Source organism: Fibrobacter sp. UWCM (assembly GCF_900129735.1).
Classification (GTDB): domain Bacteria; phylum Fibrobacterota; class Fibrobacteria; order Fibrobacterales; family Fibrobacteraceae; genus Fibrobacter.
The window spans coordinates 110,580-124,485 of the sequence record NZ_FQWR01000002.1; the positions used below are offsets into that span (position 1 = coordinate 110,580).

General features: G+C 55.7%; 13 protein-coding genes. 8 read left to right on the forward strand and 5 right to left on the reverse strand.

What is annotated here, in order from left to right:
• The first annotated feature begins 100 nt into the window (after positions 1-100).
• From BUB22_RS01850 to BUB22_RS01865, 4 genes are all read left to right on the forward strand, one after another.
• Positions 101-610, forward strand: a complete 510-nt coding sequence (locus tag BUB22_RS01850) for an HD domain-containing protein (protein ID WP_073113679.1) — start codon at positions 101-103, stop codon at positions 608-610.
• Positions 611-620: 10 nt separating this feature from the next.
• Entirely contained in the window at positions 621-1,205 is a 585-nt protein-coding gene (locus BUB22_RS01855; RefSeq protein ID WP_073113680.1) for a TlpA disulfide reductase family protein, read from the forward strand.
• A gap of 96 nt (positions 1,206-1,301) precedes the next feature.
• The gene (locus BUB22_RS01860) at positions 1,302-1,892 is read left to right on the forward strand and encodes an inorganic diphosphatase (protein ID WP_072809781.1); all 591 of its coding nucleotides are present in this window, start codon (positions 1,302-1,304) and stop codon (positions 1,890-1,892) included.
• A gap of 129 nt (positions 1,893-2,021) precedes the next feature.
• On the forward strand, positions 2,022-2,438 hold the full coding sequence (locus tag BUB22_RS01865) for a hypothetical protein (RefSeq protein ID WP_072809783.1): 417 nt from the start codon (positions 2,022-2,024) through the stop codon (positions 2,436-2,438).
• Positions 2,439-2,656: 218 nt separating this feature from the next.
• Here the strand turns inward: BUB22_RS01865 and metF are convergent, their stop codons facing one another.
• Positions 2,657-3,541, reverse strand: a complete 885-nt coding sequence (metF, locus tag BUB22_RS01870) for a methylenetetrahydrofolate reductase [NAD(P)H] (protein WP_072809785.1) — start codon at positions 3,539-3,541, stop codon at positions 2,657-2,659.
• A gap of 155 nt (positions 3,542-3,696) precedes the next feature.
• On the opposite strand from metF, the gene BUB22_RS01875 reads away from it, so the two are divergent.
• The 3 genes from BUB22_RS01875 to BUB22_RS01885 are packed head-to-tail and all read left to right on the forward strand — an operon-like array spanning position 3,697 to position 7,595.
• On the forward strand, positions 3,697-5,355 hold the full coding sequence (locus BUB22_RS01875) for a FecR family protein (RefSeq protein WP_083535336.1): 1,659 nt from the start codon (positions 3,697-3,699) through the stop codon (positions 5,353-5,355).
• Between the two features lie 29 nt (positions 5,356-5,384).
• Positions 5,385-6,395 (forward strand): hypothetical protein, encoded by a 1,011-nt coding sequence (locus tag BUB22_RS01880; protein ID WP_073113682.1) that lies wholly within the window; start codon positions 5,385-5,387, stop codon positions 6,393-6,395.
• An 18-nt stretch (positions 6,396-6,413) separates the two neighbouring features.
• Positions 6,414-7,595 (forward strand): hypothetical protein, encoded by a 1,182-nt coding sequence (locus BUB22_RS01885; RefSeq protein ID WP_073113683.1) that lies wholly within the window; start codon positions 6,414-6,416, stop codon positions 7,593-7,595.
• Between the two features lie 180 nt (positions 7,596-7,775).
• Here BUB22_RS01885 and BUB22_RS01890 read toward each other — a convergent pair whose 3' ends face one another.
• Complete coding sequence (locus BUB22_RS01890; protein WP_072809794.1) at positions 7,776-8,318, reverse strand: LPP20 family lipoprotein; 543 nt, start codon at positions 8,316-8,318, stop codon at positions 7,776-7,778.
• Between the two features lie 158 nt (positions 8,319-8,476).
• On the reverse strand, positions 8,477-9,178 hold the full coding sequence (locus BUB22_RS01895; protein WP_073113684.1) for an RsmE family RNA methyltransferase: 702 nt from the start codon (positions 9,176-9,178) through the stop codon (positions 8,477-8,479).
• Positions 9,179-9,227: 49 nt separating this feature from the next.
• On the opposite strand from BUB22_RS01895, the gene BUB22_RS01900 reads away from it, so the two are divergent.
• The gene (locus BUB22_RS01900) at positions 9,228-10,025 is read left to right on the forward strand and encodes an HAD-IIA family hydrolase (protein WP_073113685.1); all 798 of its coding nucleotides are present in this window, start codon (positions 9,228-9,230) and stop codon (positions 10,023-10,025) included.
• Positions 10,026-10,036: 11 nt separating this feature from the next.
• Here BUB22_RS01900 and BUB22_RS01905 read toward each other — a convergent pair whose 3' ends face one another.
• The gene (locus BUB22_RS01905; protein ID WP_073113686.1) at positions 10,037-12,652 is read right to left on the reverse strand and encodes a YfhO family protein; all 2,616 of its coding nucleotides are present in this window, start codon (positions 12,650-12,652) and stop codon (positions 10,037-10,039) included.
• 279 nt (positions 12,653-12,931) lie between these two features.
• Positions 12,932-13,864: an ArsR/SmtB family transcription factor gene (locus tag BUB22_RS01910; protein ID WP_254794592.1), complete on the reverse strand. Its 933-nt coding sequence runs from the start codon at positions 13,862-13,864 to the stop codon at positions 12,932-12,934.
• Between the last annotated feature and the right edge of the window lie 42 nt (positions 13,865-13,906).

A 13,906-nucleotide genomic window follows, 5' to 3' on the forward strand; every position in this document is an offset into this window, starting at 1 on the left:
TTGGTCAATAGTCAATGGTCATTAGTTTTTAGAAAGGCGTCGAAGCCGCGATAATTCAACTAACAACTAATAACTAATGACTAACAACTAATAACTAAAGATGATAGACTTTGCTGCCATAATGGAACATGCCTTCGCGAACCGTCCGTACCTTTCGGACGTTCACGGCATAGAGCATTGGCACCAGGTGGAGGCCAACGGGCTCCTGCTTGCTGGCCGCGTTGCCGGCGTGGATGTCGAAGTCGTTCGCCTCTTTGCCATATTCCACGACAGCAAGCGCTTTGACGATGGTCACGACCCTGAGCACGGCGCACGCGGTGCCGAATTCGCGAAGGAATGCCGCGAGGCTAAGCTCTTCGAGATAGAAGACGAGCGCTTCGAGAAACTTTACCATGCCTGCAAGTTCCACACGCACGAACCGAAAAACGACGACCCGACCATCGCTTGCTGCTACGATGCGGACAGGCTCGACCTGGGCAGGGTTGGGATTCCGCTCGACCCTGAAAAGATGGCGACAGGTTTCGGGAGCAGGATTGCGAAACAGTCTTTGAAAGATCGCGTGTCGGTATTTGCCATGCGCGAGTGGATAAAAAATTTAAACTTGCCCTGAGAGGAATAATATGCGTTTGAAAGTTATTGCCTGCCTTCTGCTTGCCCTTTTTGCAAGTTCGTTTGCCGCCCCTTCGGCCAAGACTACGGCAAAGGCCCAGACTGGTAAGGTGGCTGCACCTTCCGAAATCAAGCCGCTCCCCCCGGCTGTGGCCGATTCGCTCAACTGGTTTGCCGCCCGCGAGATGGGCGGGGCCAACATGCCGTTTACGCGTGCGCACCTTGCGAAGGTTGCTGCCGGGAGTAACCGCGTGGCGCTCGTGTACTTTGCCACGTGGTGCGTGCCGTGCCGCGCCGGTATGAAAAAGCTTGTAGAATCTCGGCAGGAACTCGAACAGAACGGGGTGAAGGTTATCCTCGTGAATGCGGGTGAACGCGAGGAGGCCAAAATCAAGAAGATGGTCGAGACTCTCGGGGCTACGGTTTTCCCTGTGGTGCTCGACCCCTACAAGCGCCTTTCGGAAGGTATCGGGCTCATAAAGGAGGGCGAAAATATCGCGCTCCCTATGACGCTTGTCGTGGACAATGCAGCAAAGCCTGTGTTCATGATTGGGCAGGAAGGCTCGGACTGGCCGTCTGTTCTCTGGACAAAATAAGCCTTGGGGCTTGAAAAATCGCTTGTAAATTCTAAATTTACCTCCACGAAAAACATATGAATGCAATGGGCTCAAGGTGGGCCCTCTGGAGCATAAATGGCAATTAACTACCTGGATCTCCCTATCGGACGCAAGTACCCCTACGAGGTCGACTGCGTTGTGGAAATCGGCAAGGACACCAACCTCAAGTACGAATATGACGAACGCCTGCATGTGTTCCGCCTGGACCGTTGCCTGCTCAGCTCGATGAGCTACCCCTGTACGTACGGTTTTATCCCGAGCACGAAGGCCGACGATGGCGACGCGCTCGATATGCTTATCTACAGCCCCGCCTCGATGATGACGGGTACGGTCTGCACCTGCCGCGTGATTGGCGCGCTCGACATGACCGACGGTGGCAAGAAGGACTACAAGGTGCTGGGCGTGCCGGTGTTCAACCCGCGCCCCATCAAGGACATCGGCGACGTTGACCAGATGTTCCTGCGCATCACGAAGAACTTTTTCCAGAACTACAAGGAACTGGAAGGCAAGGACGTGCAGATTGGCGACTGGCAAGATGCCGCGTTTGCCCGCGAGCGCGTGATTGCCGCCCACAGGGCCTACTTCCAGAACCAGGTGCAGGTCCCGGAAACCTTCTACCAGGAACCGGAAAGCGCCGAGCATCTGCCTCCCGAGGAACTGATTTAGCCATTGTGCCGTTTGTCGGCGTAAGACGGAATTTTATCCGTTTTTTCGCGTGGATGGCGTTTGCGCTTATGTAAAAAAGAATATATTTTAGTTAAACAATAAATCCGAACCTTTTAGAAAGGAGAACAAATGAAGAAAATCGTTTTAGCCGCCCTCGCTGCGACTCTCATGCTTTCTTCTGGCGCATGGGCTGGTTTTTCCATCCATGTAGATAACAACAAGAAGAGCGAACGTCGTAATGATCCGCCTCCTCCGCCTCCTCCTCCGCGTGAACGCCTGGAATGCCGCTTCGAGAAGCCGGATTGCCGCCCGCGTGACCGCCACTACCGTGTGGACTACCGCAACCGTCGCCCGATGGTTGAAGGTGAATGCTACCGCGGCGATGCCGACGGCCGTTGGGACTACTACTGCAACGACGGTACCCGCTGGATGACTATTGACTTCCGTCGCAACCGCCCGGGTCGCGTGGATTGCCTTGACCCGCGCCGTGGCCGTTTCTTTGATGCCCGCGACGTGCGTGAATGCGTCCGTATCCACGACCGCTAGTCTAGTCTAAAATTTTTGGACAAACGAAAAACCTTCCCCCGCGGGAAGGTTTTTTCTATGTACCGGCAGGGGCCGTCATACGAGCCTTGCCCTAATTTTCATGCACCGAAGGTGCGCATGCTCTAACACACTGACACGTAGTTTAACATAAGCAAGGTGTGTTTGAGCGTGTCGGGAGGGTTTTAGGGAGGGGCCGCCATACGAGCCCCTCCCTAATCTCAAAAGCTTTTCCCGAGTATAGCAGAGACGTTCTTCAAGATGCCTTCCGCCACGTCGGGCTTGTTCATCGAGTAAACGTGCACGTTTGTAATCCCGTTCGCGTACAGGTCGATAATCTGGTCGCTCGCGTAGATGATGCCCGCCTGCTTCATAGCCTCGGGGTCGCTCCCGAACTTGTCGACCAGCGACTTGAAGCGTTGCGGCATAAAGGAGCCCGAAAGCTTGATGGCGCGTTCCACCTGGTTCGCGTTGGTGATGGGCATAATGCCGGGGAGCACGGGGCAGTTCACGCCCGCATCGCGCAGCTTGTAGAGGAAACTGAAGAACAGGTTGTTGTCGAACACCATTTGCGTGGTGAGGAAGTCCGCTCCCGCGTCGACCTTTTCCTTGAGGTGCTTGATGTCTTCGGCCTGGTTCGCGCTCTCGGGGTGCTTTTCGGGGTAGCAGGCCGCACCGATGCAGAAGTCCGCGTCGGCAGCCTTGAGTTCGCGGATGAGTTCCACTGCGTAGTGGTAGTCGCAGTTGTCGCGGCCCTTCTCGATGAGTTCCGGGGTGAGGTCGCCGCGGAGCGCCATCACGTTCTTGATGCCCGCCGCCTTCATGTCATCGATGCGCTGGTGCACCGTCTCCTTGCTGCTCGAGACGCACGTGAGGTGGGCGAGCATCGGGATGTTGAACTTTTCCTTGAGGTTCTTCGCGATATCGAGGGTGAAGTGGCTCACGCCGCCGCCTGCACCGTAGGTGACGCTCATGAATGCGGGGCCGAGGGCCGCGATGGATTCTGTTGCCGCCTTCACGTTTTCGAAGCTCGTTTCCTTCTTGGGCGGGAACACTTCAAACGAAAGGCTCATCTTGTCTTGCTTGAGGATGTCGATAATCTTCATATAACCTCACATTTTTAAACTTTTCTTGTCCGGACCACCATGCGTAGTCTATGCGAATATTTGAATATATGCAAATATAGATAAAGTACCATAAAATGTGCGTGTAATTTTTTAAAAATATACAGATAAGATTATTACAAACTTATATTTTAGGCATGATTAAATCATACAAACTCTCTCTCTGTCTTGTGGCAGCCCTGTCTGCCACGGTTTTCTGGGCCTGCAAGGATGAACCCGACCCCCGCACGGTTGCTGACAATAAGTCCGAAGCGGTCGATACAAGTAAAATCAAGGCGAAGGTGCGCAAGGTTCTTGGCGAAACGGACCTGCAGCGCAAGAATACCGAGAAATGGAGCAAGCTCCGGTTTGGCCAGGTCGTCTCCGAAAAGGATCGTATCCGTACCGGCGCAGAATCCGAGGCTGTCATGGCTATCAACGATGGTTCCTCGCTGTGGATTACGGAACTTTCGGACGTAGTTCTCGATGCAGAGATTTTTGACTCGCTCAATCACCAGGTATCTGTTCGCGTGAATAACGGTGCGGTGCTCTTTGATGTGCAGAAGCAGCCTACTGGCCGTACGGTCAACTTCACTACCGGCGTGGCGACGGCTGCCATCCGTGGTACGGCGGGCTTTGTCGCAAGCGTCAACGGCCAGATGGTCACATCGCTTAAGCAGGGCCTGGTCAGCGTGAACAGTATCGCGGGCAATACGGGCGAGGTCGTCCAGAACCAGACGCTCATTGTCGGCAAGAACGGCGTCATCAAGAACTTGAACCTGAAGAGCTCGGGTACGAAGGCGCTCTCCATGGAGCTTGCCAACGTGAACATCTGGGGCATGGGCCCTGAATCGGAAGAGTTCGAGAAGGCTCTTACCGACTTCGATAACGATTACGAAAAGCGCAGGGAAGAGTTCGCGAAGAAGGTGAACTTCAGGGCGAACCCGCTTCCTGACACCCTCATGCTTCCGAGCGTGACGTTGCAGGCCCGCGTGAACCCTGGTATCGTCGTTACCGTGATGGGCGAATCCGATACGGTGCCCGAAAGCGGTATCTACCAGCGTACGGTGGAATGGGCTGACGATTCTTACGGCCCCAAGCGTTTCTCGGTTACCTGTAGCGAAGGCGATATCGAAATTGAGTGCTTCACGTGGAAGTCCAACTACACGCCTCCGAGCAAGCCTGCGGGTGACGATGCCTCTGCGGGTGAGGCCAACGCGGATTCCATCGCTGCAGCAGAAGCCGCAGCTGCCGCTGCCGCCGAAAAAGCCGCCGCGGATAAGGCTGCTGCGGAAAAGGCCGCGGGCAAGAATGCTGCCGGCAAGAAGGCCGACCAGGCCGATGCTTCGTCCGCAAACGAAAAGAAGACCACCAAGAGCGTGAACGTGTCGCTGAAACTTGTCGGCGGGAAGACCGAAAGGAAGCACCTTGACCTGCCTGCGAGCGAGTACAAGACGAACCTCAAGTTCTCGCTTGCCGGCATCACGGATGCGGATATAAGCGAGATTGCTAGCGTTACCGTGAAGCGCAAGGGCGAGGTGGTCCAGTCGTTTAACAATATAAGTGGACTTAACTACGAAGTCCCCGTCTCTATCAAATTGAACACGATTGCGAAGTTCGATATCGAAATTGCCCTGAAGAGCGGCAAGAAGATCCGTACGACCAAGACCTACGAAGTGTTCTGCTTACGCCGCAACCACAGCGCCAAGGCGCGTAACTGCGTGCAGTACGACAAGGTCGATGGCGGTGGCTGTGATGAAAGCCATGCCGAAGAATACGAAGCAGTCAAGGATAATGGCACCTTGAAGGAAGACTAGCCAAGAAGAATTTATACAAAGGGATAACCATGAAAAAGAACATGATTCAACTGAAAGGATTGATGGGCGTGCTTGCGGGTGCTTGCTTGCTTGCTGCCTGCGCTTCGAACCCGCCTGCCAAGGAAGACAACACGGACGAGATTCGTGCCCGCGCCGATGCCGCCCAGCGTGAAATTTCGCGTGAGACGGGTGAGGTCGTTGCTGACGATGCTCCGGCTGCCGCCGCATCGTCGGGTACGGCTGCTTCTGCTGCCGAAGACGACGGAATCATTGTTTCGACCGTGAATTTCAAGACCCGTCCGACGGTGCTTGTTGCCCCGGCGATGGGCGCGAAGATGGCGGGCAGCATCGACGTGATTCGCAGGAATCCGCTTGCGAAGACTGCGATGGAAGTCATCAACGCCTACCTCACCAGCCGTGACTACACGGTCATCGGGCTCGAAAGCCAGTCCCAGCTCGACGAGGTGGTGCAGCTCCAGTCCGATATCGCGGGCAACAGCGAAGACCTGGCCTACGTGGCCGGCCTCTCCGTGGGTGCAGACATCAACATCACCTATGCGGGCAGCATCCAGGAAGACTACATCGTGATCGACCTGAACGCGAGCGAGGCCTCTACCGCAAACCTCCTGGCGAGCGAATCGATTCGCCTCAAGGATAACGGTGAAAGCCAGCGCGTGCTCGTGCAGAAGGCAATCCAGCTTGCCATCAAGAAACTCGAGAACAAGGTGCGTGGCCGCCTTGCCGAAGAGCAGGAAAAGGGTGCGCTCTACAAGGTCGTGGCCCACCTGACGGGCGACTTTACCGACGACCAGGCCGAAGAAATCTCGAACATGGTCTCCATCAAGATGAGGAAGAAGTTCAACAAGATGCAGGTGATTTCGATGAGCCGCAACACCTACGACTTGCTCATCTACGTGGACCCGAACAAGTACGAGGACGCCCAGATGGTTTACGGCGAGTTCGTGGAAAGCCTCGAAGGCCTGGCCAAGGTGCGCAAGCAGAACATCACCAAGAAGCTCATTATTCTCGAAATCCAGTAATCACGCGGGAGCGGAATTATGAATAAACTATTTACCGCGTCGCTGCTGTCGCTTGCAGTGTTTGCATCTTACGCGAATGCAGAAATACTGACTTACACGGCAACGTCCAAGAAGTCCCAGAAGGAAGCGGACATGCTCGCTCTCGAAGGGCTTGCAAAGCAGTTGCGTACGAAGGTTTCAAGCGAGTTCGCGACCGAAGTGAAGGAAGATGCGAAGGGCAACGTGACGTCGACTGCCAAGAGCACCAAGAATACTTCGACCAACATGGTGCTCAAGGGCGCGAAGGTGACCCCGGGACCCAAATCGGGTGGCAAGTTCCAGTCTACCGCGACAATGGATACCGAACAGATGGCATCGAAGATTCTTGTGGATATCGAATCTATCCGCAAGGAGATGCACGCGAAGGATTCCATAATCCGCTTGGACATGGTGGACGGTGACTACCGCAAGATGGGCGTCGATATGCTCGCGCTCGAAAAGCTGGCTGACCGCTACAACGAGAACCTCGAGGACCTGAGCTGCGTGCAGAAAATTCCCGATAACCTCCGGCTCGAAAGCACGATTGGCGAACTGACGGAATACCTCATCTCGGGTATGGAAAGCCTCAAGATGGAAACGGACCTCACGAGCGAAGCCCTGATTGTGACGGTGACGGACTTCAACGGCCCGGTGGTCGGGTTCCCGCTCGCCCTTACACAGGATAGCCGTGATATCGCTCACGAGAAAACGAACGAGGAAGGCGAGGCCGTGTTCTCGCTCGCCCAGGTGAAGAAACTCCACCCGAGCGGCGATGTGACCGTGCATGCAGACCTCTCGTTCAAGTACGTGCGCAAGTCCGCGGTGATTTCCAAGTCGGTGCATTACACCTCCGACGTGGCTGCCTGTGCCTACACGCTGGAATGCGTTGGCCCGACCGAGGCCTGCGGTGCGCTGCGTGGACATTTGATTGCATCTGGCATCTCGATTTCGGACAAGGCGAATCTCCCGAAGATGAAGGCTACGATTACCTCTGCCGACAAGATTAACTCGAGCAAGACCCTCTGCACGTCGCGCATTACGCTTGCGATTGAGGCGGGCAAGCAGTCCATCTCCGAGCAGGCTCAGGGCGTTGGCCGCGACGAGGGCATCGCCCAGGCGACCGCCGTGAAGAAGGTAAATGCGACCCGCCTGCACGATACGTTCGGGAAGGCCTGCAAGTAGTACCAAACACTCAATAAATCGCTACATCTGGTCCCAGTTCTCAGGTTCGAGCGGTTTATTTTCGTGGGCGCCTTTCGGCGCCGTTTATTTTATAATACTTAAGACGACGAACGAACGGTAAAAAAAAAGATCCGGTCATTCGACCGGGTCTCTTTTGCGTTAAAACCGCTTGGGCAGAGATTACTGCTTTTCGATTTCGGCGTCGAGTTCGGCGTAGGCCTTGTTGGCGGCAGCGCGGATCTTGTTGGCGACAGCGTCGTCGTACTGGCCGGCAGCCTGGAGGCTCTTGATGAGTTCTTCGACGAGGTTGGCGTCGAGAGTCATGATGCCGTAGATCTTGAAGTGACCGTCTTCGGTGGTTTCAACCTTCACGTCGACGAGGGTAGCGCCGCTCATGTGGGTGTTCACGACAGTCTTGGAGGTGGACTGGAAGTGTTCAGCAACCTGGTCGTTCACGTCTTCCTTGAAGTTCTTGATGAGAGCCTTGGTCTGGGCGTCGATTTCCTTGGCGAGGTCAACACGGGCATTCTGGTCGGCCTTTTCCATGGCAATCTGTTCATCGGTAGAAACACCGATACCCATACCGGCAGGAACGTGGTCCTTCAAGTAGGCTTTCTTCTTCATCTGCATTTCGACGAGAGCGCTTGCAGACTTTTCCTGCGGGGTCGAGCTACAACCGATCATGAGGAACGCGGCAAGAGCGGCGACGATCAACTTCTTCATAATAAACTCCTTGTTTAAGTTGTCCCCGTTATTGGGGTTGAATTGAAGTCTGTAACAAAAATATCTTAAAGAACGGATAAAGTCAAGATGAAAAAAAGATTTCTTACAAAAATATGATGAAAATCAAATTCTGGGGGTTAAATTGGCGAAATTTGCGTTTAAACGAACTTTCCAAGGGCGATAATTGCCGCAGTCCTGGCGCGCAGACGAGTGTTTCCGAGATTGATGAGTGTGGTCTTCCCCCGCTGGTATGACTTTATTCGTGAAATTTCTTTGTCCGAAAAGCCGCCTTCGGGGCCTACGAGCAGGGAGGTCCTTTGATCGAGGGTAGGGGCGTTTTTATCTCCGTTAATATCGCAGAGCACCAGGTCGCCTTCGTAGGTATCGAGCCAGCGGTCAAATTCGATGGGACCCTCGATTCGGGTCAGCCACGGCTTCTTGGATTGCTTGAGGCTGACGAGGCTCTTGAGTTCGGCACGCCGGACAAGCTTGTGCAGGTCGGAATTCTTGGGCTCCTGCGAAAAGTCCGTGCGTAGAAAGTAAATCGTGTCAATTTCTGTCTGCGCTGCATGGAACACGACTTCTTCGAGGGCGTCGTCCTTGAGGCATGCGATGGCGAGGTTCAGTTTCGGGCGTTCCCTGGATACGGTGTCGAACTTGTCGATGCGGACTTCGCAGGCCTTAGGGTCGGCTTTCACGATGGTCGCGTCGGCAAAGTGTCCGAGCCCATCGCAGAGTTCGAGCGTGTCGCCTGCGGTGGCACGGCATACCCGGACGGCGTGGCTGCTCTCGTTTTCGTCGAGCGTGAATGTGCCTACACCTATTTGCGGGCAGTAAAAACGGCTGTCTGGGGTTCTCATGGCATAGAATATAAAACTTTTTGCGGGTGTTTGCTACATTTATCGCATCGTGAAACACAAACCGGTAAAGGCAGTCGTATTTGATCTGGATGGCACGCTCTACCTGAGCGGACGCCCGTACCCGGGTGCGGTCTATGCGGTAAAACGCGTGGCCGCCCGCGTGCCGGTTTATTACCTGAGCAACAACACGAGCAAGTCGCCCGTTTTTTACGAGAACCGCCTGAACGTGATGGGGCTCCCGCTTCGCGACGATTCCATCATCTCGGCGCTTTACCTCTCGCTCGACGCGATTCACGAGAAGGGCATCAAGAATGTGTATTTTTTTGCGAACCCCGAAGTCTACGAGTGGTTTGCTGCACAGGACCCGAGCCTGAACCTGCAACCGTCGGTAGAGGATACGGAACTCGTTCTTGTTGCCTACCACAACAGTTTTGATTACCGCGAACTGTGCGAACTCAGTTTCCGTGTGCAGCGCGGGATTCCGTTCTGGGTGACGCACACCGACTTCGTGTGCCCCGATGCGAACGGCCCCGTGCCCGATATCGGAAGCTTTATGGCGCTTTTAAAAACGGCATACGGTGTAGAACCGGAGCGCAGTTTTGGCAAGCCGAACCCCGCGATGCTTGCGGGCGTGCTCAAGCATTATGCTCCCGAAGAAATCCTCTTCGTGGGGGATAGGCTCTACACGGACTTTGAACTGGCCAAACGCGCGGGTTGCAGGTTTGTACTGCCCCTGTGTGGCGAGACCAAGCGTGCCGATGTAGAAAAACTCGAGACCAAGCCCGAGTTTATTGTGGAAAGCGTCCGCGATATCGACTTCGACGCCTTTCTTGACGGCCGCGCCTAGGCCTGTTCTTGTTAGGCCTTCTGGCTGCCCGCCTTCTTGCTCTTTACGAAAGTGAATACGCCGAGCCCCACAAGCAGTATTGCCGCGAGCAGGCTCACCTTGATGCAGGCGTGGAACGGCTTGCTCCGGTATTCCATGCGCACTTCGGATTTGCCCTTCGGGATTTCGACGGCGCGTAGCGTGCCGAACGCCTTGTAGACCTTCGCGGGCTTGCCGTTCACGGTCGCGTTCCAGTAGGGGTGGTAGTTGCCTGCGACGACCATGAAGCCTGCGCGGTCGCTTTCTACCTGGAATACCTGCGTGTCCATCTTGGGGCTTGCGACAAGCTTTGCATACCCGTTTGCAATGCCACCTTCGCCAGCATGTTCGGGCGTTTCGGAGAGGATGACCTTTTCGCGGTAGGCATATCCGTTCCGGAGGGATTCGATTGCCTTCGCGTCGTCCATCGTTTCGGACTGCCCGTAGATGTAGGCTTCTCCCATGGCCGTCTTGATGGGCATGTACGTGGTACCCTGGCGGCTATCGAAGATGATGGCGCCCACGTTCATGAGGTCGAGGAACGGGTGGGCCGCATCGGGATTGTTGATGTTCAGGAGGTAGTTTGCGTTCTGCTGGCCGCCGCGGAACTCGCGGTAGGTCGCAAGTTCGTTATCGTGGAAACCGTCGGCATTGCGCATGTGGTACTGCGGGAACACGTTGCCACCGAGAGCCTTGTCGTGCGAGAGCGAAAGCACGCGCGGAATGTTGAGCGAATCGGCCTTGTAGGGAGCCTTGATGGCGGCAACGACACCGTTGTTCGGCTGCAGGTATTCGCCCGCGGGCACGTTCTGGATGAACGCCGCGTTGATGAAGAAGAGGTCTACCGCGGCGGCGACAGCGAGAATGCCTGCCTTGTACGCGATGGAACCGTTCCACTTGAATACGGCGAGAGTCGCCCCTGCAATCACGAGAATCAGGATGAATCCCGGAATCACGGTACCTGCGGTAGCGTTCATCACGATTTCGTTCAGCGGCTTGAAGTAGGGTGCAATGACCGGATCGTTGAGCAGGTTCTGCGCGCTTGCGAAGAATAGCCCGACAAGTACGGAGCATACGAGGAGGCTTGCCTGCACTATGCGCGGGGTGCCGGGAAGCTTGTCCTTAAAGGCACCGATGAAGTTGTCGAACGAAAATTCCTTGCCCTGGTCGTCGATGCTCATGATTCCGAGGCATGCGATGGCGTAGAGCACGCTTGCGACGAGTCCGAACGGCCCGATGAAGAGCGTCCAGTTGTAGCGGGCGAACACGAAAATCACGAGGAGAATTGCGAACATGGCGGAGCCGTGCAGGAGGGCGCGCATGTTGCGTGCACGGTCGGCCGCGTCGTCGGAGATTGCCTTGAGCACGGGGCCCGCCATCATCACGAGCAGGAGCGGGAGCCAGAACATTGCCATGCCCGGTGCGCGGAAATTCTTGACACCCGGGAGAATCGCGTACCAGAGCTTGAACAGCGGGGAATGCGCCCCCATGCCGTAACTGAGGGCGACGACTGCGCCCGTAAGCCAAAACGCGGCCCAGCGGCGTTTGCCCGGCAGGAAGAGGCAGAGGAACCCGAGGAAGGTGAGAAGTGCGCCCGCGTTGTTGTGGTCGAGTTTGAAGCTGTTGTGGCCCCAGTAGAACGGGCTTCCGTGGCTTCCCATTTCCGCCATCTTGCGGTAATCCTGCATGGAAACGTTCACGAACGAACTGCCCTCGAGATCTCCGCTCTGCGGGTTCTGCTCGTAGACGTCTACCCCGATGAATCCGGGAAGGACCATCTGCGCGAGTTCTTCCTGGTGGAGTGACCAGCTGGCGGCGTGCCCGATATTGGTATGGTCGCCTTCGCCGCGCACGGACTGCGTGGTAGTGTACAGGTAGGGCGGTACCAGCTGGAAGCAACTGAGCGCAAGCCCGAAGGCGAGGCCGGCGGCGGCGAGCCCGATGCGCTTACCGCGGGTCTTGAACGAATCGCAGTGGAAGAACGCCTCGTACAGCGTGTAGAAACCGGCGCCCCACAGGAACAGGTACGTGAGCTGCAGGTGGCTCCCGAGAATCATCCACGCGATGCTTGCCGCAAGCACGATGAGGTAGGGGAGGCTCCCGCAGCGGACCACCTTCCTGATGGCGAGGAGGGCGAGCGGCGCGATGGCGAATACCATCATCTTGCCGTCGTGACCGCCGTAGATGTACGTGAAGTATTCCGGAGAGAATGCGTAGAGGAACCCGAGGAGGGCGCCCCACCAGCGGTTGCCCGTGAGGTTCCAGGCCAAAAGCATGGCGCTCATGAATGCGACCCACACGGTAAGGATAAACTTGAAGCCTACCGCACGTGCCGGGTCCATCAGGAACTGTGTCCACACGAGCGGGTGGTAGGCATCGGCGAAAAGCGCGTCGATGGTGGGGACGCCACCCAGGCGGCTATCGTCCCATTCGGTGACGATGGCGTTCTCGGCACGCAGTATGCGGCTGCCGATGCCGTTCAGCTGGTCGCTGTTGAGCATGAGTTGCGAGTCGTCAAAAGCGAAACCGCGGAAAACGATGAGGAGAATTGCGAAGAAAAGCGCGGCCGATACCGCAAAGAAAACGGGCTTCTTGTTCAGGAAATTCATGCGTGGAAATATAAAAATACCGCAGGCGTGTATGCTTTGCGGTATGGCGAAAAACGTCGAACCTGCGGCTCGACTGCGCTATGTACATCTTGGCTAGTCGGCGGTGTTTTCGTCGACCTTGTTGTACTTGATGAGGCTGTAGATACCGAATGCGGAAATCACGCATACGGCGACGAACACGACAATCTTGATGATTTTTCCCATAATGACTTCCTGTTTAATTCCTATTCTAAAATACCTTTTTTTAGGTAAAAAGCAACTGTTTTTTCAAAAAAATGTTTAATCCTTCGTCAAAATCATGCAGATGACGGGGAGTTTCTTGTCCACCTCGTTCTCGCTCGGGATGATTTCGCTTTCGAGAATCTTGCAGTTGAATTCCTTCATGAAGAACTCGAGCTGGCCGCGGTCAAAGCCCAGCCAGATGTGGCCGTGCGTGGTACGGAAGGATTCTTCCTTGTGCTGTGCGAGGTCGAGGAAAGCGAGCGTTCCGCCCGGCTTGAGGATGCGAACAGCCTCCTTTAGGGCGAGTCGCGGGTCTGTCGCGTGATGGAGCACCTGGCTCATGAGCACGAGGTCGGCGTAGTCGTCGGGGAGGCCTGTCTTTGTCATGTCGGCGACTTTCGGCGTGATGTTCTTGATGCCTTTCTGCTTCAGGATTTTCGTAAGCCCGCTGATGACCTTCGGGTCGTAGTCGAGCGAGGTGACGTTCTTGCAGCGGCTTGCGAGCATGAGCGAGAGGTCGCCGCCTTCGCCGCAGCCGATATCGACCGCGTTCTCAAAAGGTATCATCAGCTTGCTGAACAGGCTGATTTGCGCCTTGAGGCTTCCGCCCGCCTGGTTCAGCTTGTGGATTTGCCCCTTGGTCTGGTCGGTGCGTTCTTCGAGCACCTGTTCGGCACGGCAACGCAGGATATCTTTGTCGGGAAGTTCGCCGTAGGCGTCGCGGATTACGGAAAGCACGCGGTTGCTGAGCAGGAGTTCTTCGCTCAGGCGGTAGTAGGCCTTGATGCCATCGCGCCTGTCCTTGAGGAGGCCGCAGGCGGAAAGCTTCGAGAGGTGGCGGCTCGCGTTGCTCTGGTGGATGTCGAGAATATCCTTGATTTCGTTGACGGTAAATTCCGCAATGTCGAGGAGCATCAGAATCTTGAGGCGCATCTCGTCGGAAATGGCGCCGAACAAATCCATCGTCGGGGTAATCGGTTCGCGTTGCATACGCTATGCAATATAATTATTTAACTTTGGATTGTGCCGGTT

Bases quoted from the DNA above. Each gene is read 5' to 3' on its own strand.
- BUB22_RS01850 (WP_073113679.1), top strand. From the start codon at position 101: ATGATAGACTTTGCTGCCATAATGGAACATGCCTTCGCGAACCGTCCG.
- BUB22_RS01855 (WP_073113680.1), top strand. From the start codon at position 621: ATGCGTTTGAAAGTTATTGCCTGCCTTCTGCTTGCCCTTTTTGCAAGT.
- BUB22_RS01860 (WP_072809781.1), top strand. From the start codon at position 1,302: ATGGCAATTAACTACCTGGATCTCCCTATCGGACGCAAGTACCCCTAC.
- BUB22_RS01865 (WP_072809783.1), top strand. From the start codon at position 2,022: ATGAAGAAAATCGTTTTAGCCGCCCTCGCTGCGACTCTCATGCTTTCT.
- metF (WP_072809785.1), bottom strand. From the start codon at position 3,541: ATGAAGATTATCGACATCCTCAAGCAAGACAAGATGAGCCTTTCGTTT.
- BUB22_RS01875 (WP_083535336.1), top strand. From the start codon at position 3,697: ATGATTAAATCATACAAACTCTCTCTCTGTCTTGTGGCAGCCCTGTCT.
- BUB22_RS01880 (WP_073113682.1), top strand. From the start codon at position 5,385: ATGAAAAAGAACATGATTCAACTGAAAGGATTGATGGGCGTGCTTGCG.
- BUB22_RS01885 (WP_073113683.1), top strand. From the start codon at position 6,414: ATGAATAAACTATTTACCGCGTCGCTGCTGTCGCTTGCAGTGTTTGCA.
- BUB22_RS01890 (WP_072809794.1), bottom strand. From the start codon at position 8,318: ATGAAGAAGTTGATCGTCGCCGCTCTTGCCGCGTTCCTCATGATCGGT.
- BUB22_RS01895 (WP_073113684.1), bottom strand. From the start codon at position 9,178: ATGAGAACCCCAGACAGCCGTTTTTACTGCCCGCAAATAGGTGTAGGC.
- BUB22_RS01905 (WP_073113686.1), bottom strand. From the start codon at position 12,652: ATGAATTTCCTGAACAAGAAGCCCGTTTTCTTTGCGGTATCGGCCGCG.
- BUB22_RS01910 (WP_254794592.1), bottom strand. From the start codon at position 13,864: ATGCAACGCGAACCGATTACCCCGACGATGGATTTGTTCGGCGCCATT.